11 protein-coding genes are annotated in these 13,421 nt (G+C 54.8%); 7 read left to right on the top strand and 4 right to left on the bottom strand.

Features of this window, described 5'->3' with window-relative positions; genetic code table 11:
• Nucleotides 1–33: 33 nt before the first annotated feature.
• Nucleotides 34–1,527: a peptide MFS transporter gene (locus ACCI51_RS06435; RefSeq protein ID WP_371843011.1), complete on the bottom strand. Its 1,494-nt coding sequence runs from the start codon at nt 1,525–1,527 to the stop codon at nt 34–36.
• Between the two features lie 150 nt (nt 1,528–1,677).
• On the opposite strand from ACCI51_RS06435, the gene hrpA reads away from it, so the two are divergent.
• The 7 genes from hrpA (at nt 1,678) to ACCI51_RS06400 (ending at nt 10,848) form a co-directional block, all read left to right on the top strand.
• On the top strand, nt 1,678–5,592 hold the full coding sequence (gene hrpA, locus ACCI51_RS06430; protein ID WP_371843009.1) for an ATP-dependent RNA helicase HrpA: 3,915 nt from the start codon (nt 1,678–1,680) through the stop codon (nt 5,590–5,592).
• 230 nt (nt 5,593–5,822) lie between these two features.
• Nucleotides 5,823–6,137 carry an HvfA family oxazolone/thioamide-modified RiPP metallophore gene (locus ACCI51_RS06425; protein ID WP_299586763.1) on the top strand — a complete coding sequence of 105 codons (315 nt, stop codon included), beginning with the start codon at nt 5,823–5,825 and terminating at the stop codon, nt 6,135–6,137.
• 74 nt (nt 6,138–6,211) lie between these two features.
• On the top strand, nt 6,212–7,063 hold the full coding sequence (locus tag ACCI51_RS06420) for an HvfB family MNIO-type RiPP peptide maturase (protein ID WP_371843135.1): 852 nt from the start codon (nt 6,212–6,214) through the stop codon (nt 7,061–7,063).
• The gene (locus tag ACCI51_RS06415) at nt 7,044–7,826 is read left to right on the top strand and encodes an HvfC family RiPP maturation protein (protein WP_371843007.1); all 783 of its coding nucleotides are present in this window, start codon (nt 7,044–7,046) and stop codon (nt 7,824–7,826) included. Before ACCI51_RS06420 ends, ACCI51_RS06415 begins: the two co-directional genes overlap by 20 nt.
• A 174-nt stretch (nt 7,827–8,000) precedes the next feature.
• Nucleotides 8,001–8,906, top strand: coding sequence for an MlaA family lipoprotein (locus ACCI51_RS06410; RefSeq protein WP_371843006.1), 906 nt, complete (start codon nt 8,001–8,003; stop codon nt 8,904–8,906).
• Between the two features lie 38 nt (nt 8,907–8,944).
• Nucleotides 8,945–10,123 (top strand): PP2C family protein-serine/threonine phosphatase, encoded by a 1,179-nt coding sequence (locus tag ACCI51_RS06405; protein ID WP_299586772.1) that lies wholly within the window; start codon nt 8,945–8,947, stop codon nt 10,121–10,123.
• Nucleotides 10,124–10,329: 206 nt separating this feature from the next.
• Nucleotides 10,330–10,848, top strand: a complete 519-nt coding sequence (locus tag ACCI51_RS06400) for an STAS domain-containing protein (protein WP_371843005.1) — start codon at nt 10,330–10,332, stop codon at nt 10,846–10,848.
• 61 nt (nt 10,849–10,909) lie between these two features.
• On the opposite strand, the gene ACCI51_RS06395 is transcribed toward ACCI51_RS06400, so the two are convergent.
• Genes ACCI51_RS06395 through dusA form a run of 3 tightly spaced genes read right to left on the bottom strand, consistent with a single transcriptional unit; the run spans nt 10,910 to nt 13,376 of the window.
• Nucleotides 10,910–11,368, bottom strand: a complete 459-nt coding sequence (locus ACCI51_RS06395) for a tellurite resistance TerB family protein (RefSeq protein WP_299586777.1) — start codon at nt 11,366–11,368, stop codon at nt 10,910–10,912.
• A complete protein-coding gene (gene tal, locus ACCI51_RS06390; RefSeq protein ID WP_299586780.1) occupies nt 11,349–12,344 on the bottom strand; it encodes a transaldolase in 996 nt (331 codons plus the stop codon). Before tal ends, ACCI51_RS06395 begins: the two co-directional genes overlap by 20 nt.
• A gap of 54 nt (nt 12,345–12,398) precedes the next feature.
• Entirely contained in the window at nt 12,399–13,376 is a 978-nt protein-coding gene (dusA, locus tag ACCI51_RS06385; RefSeq protein WP_371843004.1) for a tRNA dihydrouridine(20/20a) synthase DusA, read from the bottom strand.
• Between the last annotated feature and the right edge of the window lie 45 nt (nt 13,377–13,421).

Genomic DNA, 13,421 nt, shown 5'->3' with positions numbered 1-13,421 from the left:
TGAATGTCTCATCTTTTTTTCAGGGATACGCAGTTACTCTTTTTTGTTTCCGCTAAAGTGCCGGGGCGGCGTGCCTTCATGATCGGCGGTGATGCTGATTTCTTCTTTGGTGGTTTCTCCCACGGTTACATGTATTTCTTCCGCGCCGTGCATCCAATCCACGAGCTTTTCGCGAATCAGATACAAAATAAAACCTGCCATAATTGCCGCGAGTGCGACACCACCGAATGTGGCGAGTGGACCGGAAACGCCCACTAATTTGCCAATTTCTGCCGCGCCTTTATTGGCGATACCGATAAAGGCAAACCAAAGACCCATCATTAGGGATAAATAGCGCAGGGGCGAAAGTTTAGTAACCACAGATAGCCCAATCGGGGATAGGCACAGCTCGCCAATGGTATGAAAAATATAGGCGAAGACCAGCCACCATATACTCGCCTTTATGGTTTCAGAATCGCCGATTTGTAGCGCTGCGCCACACATCGATAGGAAACCGATTCCGAGAAATACCAAGCCCAGGCTGAACTTGGCCGGTGAGCTGGGTTCTCTATCCCCCATGCCTACCCAGATACTGGCTATAATCGGTGCGAGAATAATAATAAAGAGGGGATTGACCATCTGCAGCCAGCTGGCTGGGATTTCCCAACCGAGTACATTTAGGTCAGTACGGTATTTGGCAAAAAGGTTCATGGAGCCGGCGGCCTGTTCGAAGCCGGCCCAGAAAACTACGATAAAGACACCAAGTACTAAAATTACCTTGATGCGGTCACGCTCCTCCTGAGTGAGTGGACGGTGTTTGTCTGTGGCCCCGTTACTCCCCTGTTCCAGGCCCAGGTGGGCGGAGGGTTGAATGCCGATCTGGCCGAGGTAGCGCCTGGCCTGTGTCATTTGTAGCAGCAGGCCGAGGAGCATACCTATACCTGCGACAATAAAGGCCAGTTGGTAATCCACTTTTTCTCCAATCCAGCCTACGACGAGATAGCCGAGGATGGAGCCCAGGTTGATCCCCATATAGAAAATGGTAAAGGCGGTATCGCGTCGCTTGTCGCCCTCTTCATAGAGGTCGCCGACCATCGTGGAGATATTAGGTTTGAAAAAACCATTACCGATAATTAGTAGCGCTAATCCCAGCCACAGCATATAGATTTGGCTGCCATCTGGCAGCCAGGCGTGGGGAAAGCCCAGGGAAAACTGTCCCAGCATCATCAGGGTGCCACCGAACATAATGCAACGCCGCTGTCCCCAACGGTTGTCCGCCATCCAGCCACCAATAATCGGGGTCAGATAGACCAACATCGCGTACCAGCCCAGGTAGCTCAGCGCCTTGGATTGTAGCTCGGTGTCCGAGAGCTGTCCCCAGCCGAATACCGCGGCGGCGGTGGAAGTTAAGTAGAAGACAAAAATGCCGCGCATGCCGTAGTAGCTGAGGCGCTCCCACATCTCGGTGCCAAACAGCAGGAACAGGCCCTTGGGGTGGCCGAAGAGCTGACCGGCACTGGCGGGTGGCTTGGGCTTGATCTCTTGCATATTACTGCTCGCAAGGTGTGACCCAGAGGCGTGATAGCGCCCCTAGAAGTGACCTCTATCCAATCCAGTATAGTTGAGCGCCACCCGACGGTTTTCAGTCCCATTGCAAAGTGGGGGTATAATCCAGGGTTTGTCACTTCTGTACGAATCATGAGTCACTCCGAAGTAGAAAAAAACCTGGGCATTCTGCAGACCCGTATTTCCACCTGTATGGGGCAGGACCGCTATCCGTTGCGCCGAACCGTGAAGAATGTGCGGCGGCGCCTGCAAGAGGGGAAGCCGGTAGACCGTATGTTGGCCCAGCTGGAGCAGCAGCTGCAGGATTCCGAGGCATTGGTAGCGGCGCGTCGGGGTAAATTGCCCGAAGTGCAGTGGCCGGAGGCGTTGCCGGTAGTGGCTCGGCGGGAGGAAATCGCCGAGCTGATTGAAAATAATCAAGTTGTCGTGGTGGCTGGTGAAACTGGCTCGGGCAAAACCACCCAGCTGCCAAAAATCTGCCTGTCCCTGGGGCGGGGTATTTATGGGCAGATTGGTCACACGCAGCCGCGCAGGATTGCCGCGCGCACAGTGGCTAATCGTATTGCCGAGGAATTGCAGCAACCCCTCGGGGACTCTGTCGGTTACCAGGTGCGCTTTACCGATCACAGTACCGAGCACACCCATGTCAAGCTGATGACGGATGGGATTTTGTTGGCGGAAATACAGCGCGATCCCCTGCTGAATAAATACGATACGCTGATTATCGATGAGGCCCACGAGCGCAGCCTCAATATTGATTTCCTACTGGGCTATCTGAAAACTATATTGTCCAAACGCCCAGACCTTAAGCTGATTATTACCTCAGCCACCATTGATCTGGAAAAATTCTCTCGACATTTTGCCGATGCACCGATTATTGAAGTGTCGGGCCGCACCTACCCGGTGGACATTCACTACCGACCCGCCGCAGACAGCGATGCGGATCTGAATGAGCAGGTGGTGGCTACCGTGGAGGAACTCCTACACGAAGAAAAATCCAGTAGCCGGCGCGGTGGTGACATACTGGTATTTATGAGCGGCGAACGGGAAATCCGTGAATGTGCCAAGGCCCTGCGCGATGCACAGATTGCGCAGCTGGAAGTTCTCCCTCTGTATGCCCGTTTGAGCCTGGCCGAACAAGCCAAGGTTTTTCACGGCCATAAAGGTCGCCGTATTGTACTGGCCACGAATGTGGCGGAGACCTCGATTACTGTGCCGGGCATTCGCTATGTGATTGATCCGGGTACTGCGCGCATCAGCCGCTACAGCTATCGCAGCAAAATTCAGCGGTTGCCGATAGAGCCGGTTTCTCAGGCCAGCGCCAATCAGCGTGCCGGCCGCTGCGGTCGTGTCAGCGCGGGTGTGTGTATCCGCCTTTATGAAGAGCGCGATTATGAGCAGCGCCCGGAATTTACCGATGCGGAAATCCTGCGTACCAACCTGGCCGCAGTAATCCTGCAAATGTTGCAACTGCGTATCGGCGATATTCGCGACTTCCCCTTTGTCGACCCACCCGATCCACGCCTGATTAATGACGGCTACAAGCTATTGGAGGAATTGCTGGCGGTGGATGCTCAGGGCAAGGTGACTAAGCTTGGGCGGGCTCTGTCGCGATTGCCACTGGACCCGCGTTTGAGCCGGATGTTGCTGGCCGGGGCCGATAAAGGCAGTGCGCGCGAGTTGTTAATTATTGTCGCCGCCCTGGCTGTGCAGGATCCACGGGAACGGCCGGCGGAAAAACGTCAGGCCGCCGATGAAAAACATCGTCAATGGCAACACGAGCAATCGGATTTTCTGTCTTATGTTCAGCTGTGGGATGCCTTTGAAACTCAGCGCCAGGAACTGAGCCAAAATCAGCTGCGCAAGTGGTGCCAGAAAAACTATCTATCCTGGCTGCGTATGCGCGAGTGGAGGGATATTCATCACCAGTTGCGGGTGGCCTGTCGCGATCTGGATGTGAAGGAAAATAAAGAACCGGCGGAGTATGAGGCCGTGCACCGGGGCATTGTTATGGGCATGCTCGGCAATATTGGCGTACGCGATGAAAATAAAGAATTTAACGGTTGTCGCAATCGCCGCTTCCATATTTTTCCGGGTTCCGGCCAGTTTAAGAAGCCGCCGCGATGGGTGGTTTCCGCCCAGCTACTGGAAACCAGCCGCCTGTTTGCCCACACCGTTGCCAAAATAGAGCCGGAATGGGTGCTGGCCGCAGCACAGCATTTGGTCAAACGCAATTATTTCGAACCCCACTACGATGCCCGCTCCGGTCAGGTGATGGCTTTCGAGAAGGTCTCACTTTACGGCTTGGTCCTGGTGGAAAAACGCCGTATTCCCTACGGCAAACTGGACCCAAAAGTTGCACGTGAAGTATTTATTCGCCAGGCGTTGGTAGAGCAGCGCTATCGTGGAAAAGGCCGTTTCTACAAGCATTACACCGATCTTCTGCAGTCACTGGAAGAGCTGGAAGCCAAGTCCCGCCGCCGGGATATTCTGGTGGATGACGAAGTGATCTATCGCTTTTTCGATGAGCGCTTGCCCGCAGATATTGTGAATTTGGCAGGTTTTGAACACTGGCGTAAGGACGTGGAGTCCAGCGATCCCCAGTTGCTGTTTATGCCCCGTGAGTTGCTCATGCAGCAGAGTGCGGACCATGTGGGCGAGGCCCAATTTCCCGATGAGTTACAGGCGGGAGGGGTTGTTTATCCTCTCAGCTACCATTTTGAGCCGGGTAGTGTGGATGACGGTGTGAGTATTCAGGTGCCTGTGGGCGCTTTGCACCAGGTGCCCGCCGCGCGCTTGTCCTGGCTGGTGCCGGGTATATTGCGCGATAAATGCATCGCCCTGTTAAAAGCCCTGCCCAAGCAGTGGCGCAAATATTTTGTTCCAGTTCCGGCGGCAGTCGACAGGGCTCTGCCCAAGCTGCGTACGGACAATACGCCCTTGTGGCAATCCCTGGCCCTGGAACTGCAGCGCCAGACCGCCCAGCAGTTACCCGATAGCGTTTGGGAGTCCGCCGAGCAGTCCCTGGAAGATTTCTATCGCGTCAATATTCAGGTAATGGATGAGGCGGGCAAGCTGCTCGACCAGGATCGCGATCTTGCCCTGTTGCAGGCGCGCTATCGCGATCGGGTACAGCAGGGCCTGGCCGATGCTGGCGACAGTTTTGAGCGCGACGGTATTATCCATTGGGATTTTGGCGAGCTACCGGAAACCCATACCCTCGACCAGGGCGGTCTTAAAGTGCGGGCTTATCCGGCGCTGGTGGAGGGCAAGGATAGTGTCTCCCTGAAGTTGCTGGATAACCCCGCCGAGGCGCGCAGGGTGAGCCGTGCCGGTATTTGCCGTCTGGCCCTACTGCACTTACCGGAAAAAGTGAAATACCTGCGCAAAGAGCTATTGCGCGGTAAAGAGTTGGGTTTATCGGCTGCAGACCTGGGCCGGCGTGAGGAGGTGGCAGACGATATTCTGATGGCCGCCGTGCGCGAAGTCTTCTGGCCGGATGAAAACTGGCCGCGTACCGAGATTGAATTCCTCTCTGCGCTTCAGAACGATGGCGAGTTGGTGGGTGCGGCCCAGGAGATGGGAAACTTGTTGGTCAAAGCCTTGGGGCAGTTAGTCCCTCTGCGCAAACAGATTAAGCAACAAAAAAATCTGGCGGTCGCCATGGCTGTGGGGGATATCCAGCAGCAGCTAACCGGGCTCTTCTACCGGGGATTCTTATTCGATACGCCGCTGGAGTGGCTGCGTCAGTATAGCCGCTATTTGAAGGCGATCGCACTGCGCCTTGAAAAGGCCGCTCTCGATCCCAATCGGGACCGCAAACTGCAAGTGGAGTACCACAAGGCGGCCGAACCCTACAGCGATCAAGCAGAGAAGTTCTCAAATAGGGAATTGGCTTCAGAGCCGGCCCTGGCGGAGTACCGCTGGATGTTGGAAGAATTCCGTGTGAGCTTATTTGCGCAAACACTCAAGACGCTAATGCCAGTCTCAGCCAAGCGCCTACACAAGCTGTGGACCGAGGTTGATGGCAAGGTGCGGCTGGGTTGATGGACCAGTGGGCGCAGATCACAAAAAAAGTAGGGCGCCTTGTGTAAGATCCCTCTCTCTGGCCCGACAGATCAATGTAGAGTCGGCGAAAGGCGCAGAGCGTTAGTGCGTGTGCTATGGGCTGGGTTCACTAAATGACGGTTTCTCACCCGGTTTCATTATACTGTCGCCGGATCTAGAAAAAGTCTTAAAGGTTTTTATTACACAGGGTATTAGTTAGGAGATTTTTTATGAACAAGAAACATCTTTCCCCGGTTGCGGCTGCTGTTGGTGCGGCTTTTATTGCCACTGCGGCTATGAATGTGTCTGCAGCCAATAGCGACGCCAACCCGTTTGCCGCTGAAGAGCTGAACTCTGGCTACAACCTGGCATTGGCCGATCACGATCACAAGGATAAGGATAAAGAAGGTAAGTGCGGCGAAGGCAAGAAGAAAGAGGGTAAGTGCGGCGAAGGCAAGAAGAAAGAAGGTAAGTGCGGCGAAGGGAAATGCGGCGAAGGTAAGAAGAAAGAAGGTAAGTGCGGCGAAGGGAAATGCGGTAATTAATATTCCGTCCCGCACGACTTGGGCGGTACGGCATAAAGTACCGCCCTAGCTCTTTCCATAAGTAACAGAGGCAAATCGTGGTGCGCAATTATTCAGTGGAGGGGGCCGGTCTCGGACTGCGTCGCTCTATGATGGGAGAGGATCTGTCATCGAATGCGGTGGATTTTTTCGAGGTGGCACCGGAAAACTGGATCGGTGTTGGTGGTCGCTATGGCCGCTGGTTTCGCCAGCTGAGCGAGCGGCATCCATTTATTTTGCACGGTTTGTCTCTCTCCATCGGCTCGTCAGACCCGCTGGATATGGAACTGCTCGCTTCTATTAAGCAATTTATTCGCGAGCACGATATTCGTCTTTACAGTGAACATTTGAGCTACTGCTCGGACCAGGGGCATCTTTACGATTTATTGCCGATCCCCTTTACGGAGGAAGCGGTGATGTATGTCGCCGAGCGGATTCGTATGGTACAGGACACCCTGGAACAGCGCATTGCCATGGAGAATGTTTCCTATTATGCCGCTCCAGGTCAGGAAATGAGTGAGTTGGCATTTTTGCAAGCCGTGTTGCAGGAGGCGGACTGCGATCTTTTATTGGACGTCAACAATATTTATGTGAACTCAATCAACCACCGCTATGATCCCCTCGAATTTCTGTGTTCGCTCCCCTCTGAGCGAATGCGTTATGTGCATGTGGCGGGGCATTACGATGAAGCGGATGACCTGAAAGTGGATACGCATGGTGCCGCGGTGATTGATCCAGTGTGGCAGCTTTTGGATAAAGCCTACGAAATTCACGGTGTTATGCCCACACTGCTGGAGCGTGACTTTAATATTCCGCCCATGCCACAACTGCTCGAAGAGGTTCAGCAGATCAAGCGTACCCAGGCCAGCTACCAAGTAGAAGAACCCTATGTCCTCAGTCGCCGATAAAACTGCCAGATTCCAGGGACTGCAACGGGACTTTGTCGCCCACTTACGGGCCCCCGAACACATCGCAGCACCTAGGGACATTGAAGACCGGCGCGTGGCTATATACCGGGACTTAATTTACAACAATATCGAATCATTTATTGCCAGTGGTTTTCCTGTATTGCGCAGTCTCTACAGCGATGAATACTGGCACGCAATGGTGCGGGATTTTGTCCAGAGCCATAGCGCAGAGAGCCCTTACTTCCTGCAGATTAGTGAGGAATTTCTCACCTATCTGCAACATGAGCGGGGCCACCGGAAAGGTGATCCCCCATTTTTATTGGAGTTGGCCCACTACGAGTGGGTGGAGCTGGCCCTGGACGTAAGTACTGAGGAAATACCCACTGGCTTGGATCGACAGGGGGATCTGCTGACTTCTGTGCCGGTGGTCTCACCGCTGGTGTGGAGTCTCAGCTACAGCTACCCGGTGCATCGTATCGGCCCCGACTTTCAACCACAGGAGCCGGCAGAATCGCCCACCTTTTTGCTGGTCTACCGCGGCCTCGACGAAGAGGTCAACTTTATGGAGATCAATGCGGTGACTGCGCGCCTGTTACAGTTGGCCTCTGAAGGGGAGAGTACAGGGGAGCAACTGCTGGGACAGATTGCCACGGAGCTGCCTCAAGTCGACCGAGAAACCCTCTATGGGTTTGGGGGAGAGTTACTGAAAAAGCTATTGGATAAAGGTGTGATTGCCGGGTTGCGGCACCAGAGTATCGGGTAAACGTCCTCGGCATTCCATTTTTTGGCGCAAATTGCTTTTTGGTGACGGCGTGTACTTGCCTGAAACTGCCTCATCTTTGACGAATCCCAGATGCTATGCTGCCGAGGGTGGTTTACAGTTTGCGAGGGCGTTAGAATCCTTGGCCTTAATTTTTGTTAAAAGAGGAGCAGGGTTTTGCTAGGACGCAGAGATTTATCGCCCTGGTTGATGGCCGCGATACTGGCCGCTTCCCCGTTGGGCGCTTTGGCGCAACAAGATCCATTTGGAGCGGCGGCCACCCCCGCAGTTTCAATCCAGTCTGAGCCTGTTGAACAGAATACGGCCACCGGTGATGGAAGTGGGTCACTGGAGGATGAATACGGTTTTGATCCCGCGGATGAATTTGGTGGGGAAGAAGGGGCAAACTTTGCCCTGCGCGATCCCTGGGAAGGCTTCAACCGTGCAATATTCAGCTTTAATGATGGTGCGGATCGCTATGTCCTGAAGCCGGCTGCGGTGAGTTATCGGCAGATTACCCCGATCTTTATGCAGCAGGGTGTCAGTAACTTTTTTAGTAACCTGGGTGAAGTGTCCAATACTTTTAACGGTGTGTTGCAAGGCAACTTGGGTCAGGCTGGGAACGATGCGGGCCGCTTGCTGATTAATACCACTATTGGTATCGCCGGCCTTTTCGATGTCGCCAAGCATATGGGGTTGGAGAGGGGAGACGGCGAAGACTTTGGGCAAACCCTCGCGGTTTGGGGCGTACCTTCGGGTCCCTATCTGGTGTTGCCATTACTGGGCCCCTCTACTGTGCGGGATACCCCGGCCAGAGTTGTGGATTACTACACCAATCCCTTGAGTTATGTGGATCACGATGCCACCCGCTATACCCTTAAAGCAACCGACATTATCCAGAGCCGCGCCAGCCTGTTAAAGGCGGAATCTCTGCTGCAGGGGGATCGCTATGTATTGCTGCGCGATGCTTACCTACAGCGCCGCGACTTCCTCATCGTGAATGGTGAAGTGGATGTGGACACCGAGACCGAAGCCGCTGAGGCCATCGATCAGGGTGAAGTCGAAGAGTCTAGTGACTACTGAGCATCAGCGAGTTAAACCCTCTTCTATAAGGGCCTACCGTGGCCGGCCCCAGTAGCCTGCTACTGACCGATGATGAGTGCTCCCGCAACTTCTTGCGCGGAGCGCTTTCGCGTCAGGGGCTGTCGGTCGCTGTAGCCGACAGCGGCCAGCAGGGCATCGAGCAATTCTCCCCCGAACTTTTCCAGCTGGTGGTCGTGGATCTGCTTCTGCCCGATATGGACGGGCTGGAAGTACTGCGCAAAATCAAGCATCTCTCTCCGGGTACTGCGGTTTTAATGATTGCCGATAGCGGCGAGTTACACCAAGTGCTACAGGCCATGCGCCTGGGCGCCTGTGACTTTCTGATAAAGCCTATTCAGCAGGCCGCACTGATCGACAGTGTGATCTGCCGTATCACCGGAGAGGAAAACCTCGCCCAGCAGAATATTCAATACCGCAAGGCCTTGGAGGAGCGCAACAGCGAGCTGCGCGACCATATTGAGCTGTTGCGGCGGGATCAAGAGGCCGGCCGCTTGTTGCAACAGCACCTGTTGCCCCGCAGCCCCTATGTTTACCCCGGCGGCATCGCCGTTGCCTATCGCCTGGTCCCCTCTCTGTACCTCAGTGGTGACTTCGTTGACTACGGCCTGTTTGGCGAGCGCTTTGTGGCTTTTTACCTGGTGGATGTCTCCGGCCATGGTGTGTCCTCCGCGTTAGTCACTGCACTAATCAAAAATACCATCATGCACCGCTTGCGCGAGCGCCCGCTGTTTTCCCAGCTGGAGTCGCTCGGCACAGACCTTTTGGAGGTACTGGAGCTGATAAACCGCGAGCTTTTATCCACCGGCATGGGCAAACATGCCAGTATGTTTGTCGGTGTGGTGGATACCGCCGCGAGCCAGCTGCACTACGCGGTTGCAGGGCAGATTCCCATGCCGGCGCTCGCCAGTGCCGCGGGGGCTGACTGGCTGCCGGGCAAGGGACGGCCTCTGGGGATTTTTGAGCGAGGTGACTGGCAGGTAATGCGCGCGGAGCTTCCCGCCAGTTGGCGACTGGTAGCCTGTTCCGATGGTGTTCTGGAGCTGCTCGAAGGGGATTTATTGGAAAAAGAGGATCGGCTATTACAGTTGATTGCCGCTGCGGATGGTGAACTGGATATGCTGTGTGAAAGCCTGAAAGTAGATACTTTTGGCGCGTTGCCCGACGATATTACGATTCTCACCCTCACCCGTGGATAGGGCCTGTTCTTTGTCGACCAAGTAGTCGAATTTCATGCCCTAGCGCCCTTGTCAGTCCATGCGGTCAGGAGTAAGCTCCGCCCACTTTATGCACAAAAGTGCCGAGGCGGCAAAACCGCCAAAAGCGTTTGTGCCCTACCAGTGAACTTTAGCCATCTAAGCGCACTTCCATCCTCTAAGTGTGTGCGGGTGAGCCAGGGGTTGTTATGCAGTCCGGGCAAATTATGGTTGGCGCCCACGAAGGCGTTTATATCATCAAGTTGATGGGTGATGTCAGGCTCAACCTATGCACTTCGTTCGATAGTTTTATCGACAATATGTTTGCGCGAAGTGACTTCGCCGGCGTGGCTTTCGACCTCCACACAGCGGAGGGTGTCGACAGCACGACTCTCGGGTTGATGGCTAAGATAGCTATTCGCGCACGGGAACGCGGTTGCCAAAAACCTCTGGTTTTCCTTGCCAATAAAGGCATTTGGCACCTGCTGGATGCGATGGGGTTCGACACCCTGATGGAGATCAGCGACGAACAGTGCAAATTTTCTGTGGAGACACAGCCACTGGTTTGCCAAACGCCCGACGAATGCGCCGCGCGGGAAAAAGTGCTGGAAGCTCACCGGGTGTTGATGAGCATGAACGAGCAGAATGCGGAAACCTTTCGTGATTTGGTCCATACCCTGGAGCGGGAATGCGAGCCCCACGGCAAACCCTCTGCGCGCCTACACTAAAACCCGCGCGTCTAAGAAAGACTCCCACCACGCCACTTTAATATTGTACCGATTCAGTGTTTCAGTTACCGCGCATATCCCGAGCTTCGGCCCGCGCGCGTGTAAACAGCCCGTGGGGTAGGTAGATTAATTCGGAGACTCGGCGAATAAGGTGTTCTTCGAAAGCCTCGATAACATCATCGGAAAAGGCCACCTGCCACATTTGCCGCACCAGCAGATATTTGTCCCGCTCATTGAACTGGTCGTTGACCGCTTGGGTGAATTCAAACAGGGAAGTGGCGCGTTCGCGCTGCCCAATAGCCTCATCGATGATCTCTGTGGCATCTTGGTTTTCCAGTGCGTAGTGCTGGCGCAGCAATTCAATCAGGGTATCGCGCTCGCGCTGGTCGAGCTTTTGATCCACCGTTGCCACCTCAACCAGTAGGGCAGCACTGATCATACGCACGTCTTTTTCATCGTGCATTTCAACATCGGCACTGTTGCCAATCTGTTCAAACAGCTTACGGATTTGTTGCAGCATCAGTTTCCCGGTGTCCCATTACTTGGCTCTGCAGAAGCATTTCGAGCCGCTCTTGATCTTTGACAAAATTGCGAATGCCCTCGGCGAGCTTTTCGGTGGCCATGGCATCGCTGTTCTGCAGATAGCGGAATGTCGCCTCGCCAAGTCGTCCTTCCGGGCGTGGTAGCGGCTCGTTGACCGTGGGAAGCCCGCCGACCAGTAAGCCCTCGCTCTCTTCCAGGGATTGAAGCAGTTGTGGGCTGATCGTCAGTCGATCACATCCTGCCAGCGCTTCGATTTCTGCGGTATTGCGAAAACTGGCTCCCATCACAACCGTGTTGTAGCCGCGTGATTTGTAATAGTGGTAAATATTGCGCACGGAGAGTACGCCGGGGTCCTCTTCACCGCTGAAAGCCTTGCGGTCTCCATTGGCCAGATGCCAATCGAGAATACGGCCGACAAATGGGGATATTAGGGTGACCCCGGCTTCGGCGCAGGCGATAGCCTGGCTCAGGCTGAACAACAGCGTCAGATTACAGTGAATCCCCTCCCGTTCCAGGATCTCAGCGGCGGCGATGCCTTCCCAGGTGGCGGCAATCTTGATCAGTACCCGCTCGCGCGCTATGCCCGCATGCTCATAGAGCGCGATAAGGTGTCGAGCATAGTCAATAGTGGCGCGTGTATCAAAAGAAAGGCGTGCATCCACTTCCGTGGAGACCACACCTGGAATTAACTGCAATATCTCGCTGCCGATAGCAACGGCCAGTTTGATCGTGGCCAAGCGGGCCGTTTCGGTAGGGCTGGCGCTGCCTTGGTGGTGCGCAGCCCAATCCAGGGATTCTCGGATCAGGCCTTTGTACTGGGGGAGCTGGGCGGCCTTATAAAGCAGGGAGGGATTAGTGGTGGCATCCTGTGGGCGGTAGCGGCGAATGGCATCAATATCACCTGTGTCGGCCACCACTTGGCTGCGTTGTTTGAGTTGTTCCAGTTTATTCATAGCGAATCCCTCGGTAATTGTTGGCTTCCTTTCAGCTGAAACTCTGGGCCTTGCCTAAGCTGCCTGGGTGACCAGTGATAAAGCTTGTTCCACAACTTCTGGCCCCGCGTCTTTCTTGTGTGCATTCTCACTGAGATGACGTCGGAATCTACGCGCTCCAGGCAGCCCCTGAAAGAGCCCGAGCATATGCCGGGTAATATGATTGAGGCGCTGGCCACGACTCAGTTCCCGCTCGATGTAGGGCAGCATTTGCGCGACAACTTCCGCGGCATCCGGCCCCTCATTCTCCCCAAATAATTCGCGATCGACTTGTGACAGAATCGCCGGGGTCTGGTAGGCCGCGCGCCCCAGCATAACACCGTCCACCTGTTGCAAATGTTGTCGGCACTCCTCTAGCGATTGGATGCCGCCGTTAATAACAATTTGTAACTGCGGGTAATCCCTTTTCAATTGGTAAACCATGTCGTAATTGAGCGGTGGGATTTCGCGGTTTTCCTTTGGGCTGAGGCCCTGCAGCCAAGCCTTGCGCGCATGTACGATAAACGTTTCAGTTCCAATGGCTTCCTGGGCCTCGATAAAACGGGTCAGGCCGGGATAGTCCTCCATATCGTCAATACCGATACGGTGTTTGACGGTGACTGGAATCGAGACGGCATCGCGCATAGCACTCAGGCCCACGGCCACGATTTCGGGCTCCGCCATTAAGCAGGCGCCAAAACGGCCGGATTGCACGCGGTCGCTGGGACAGCCGCAATTCAGGTTGATTTCTGCGTAGCCCCACTCCTCGGCGATACGGGCACATTCCGCCAGTTCGCGCGGATCGCTACCGCCAAGTTGCAATGCAACGGGCAGCTCGGCGGCATCGAACTGCAGGTGGCGCTCGCGATCCCCGTGCAATATCGCCCCAGTGGTCACCATCTCCGTGTACAGGTGCGCACGCTTGCTCATTAGGCGCCACAGATACCGACAGTGGCGGTCACTCCAATCGAGAAGAGGGGCAGTACAAAAGCGGTGGGGGCTGTATTGGGACATAAACTACGTGTAAAAATAAGTCATAAAATCAGAGTAGCCGGGCAT

The organism is Microbulbifer echini (assembly GCF_041447225.1).
GTDB lineage: Bacteria > Pseudomonadota > Gammaproteobacteria > Pseudomonadales > Cellvibrionaceae > Microbulbifer > Microbulbifer echini.
The sequence above is the reverse complement of the archived record's forward strand: the minus strand, read 5'-3'. Positions and strand labels throughout refer to the sequence as shown.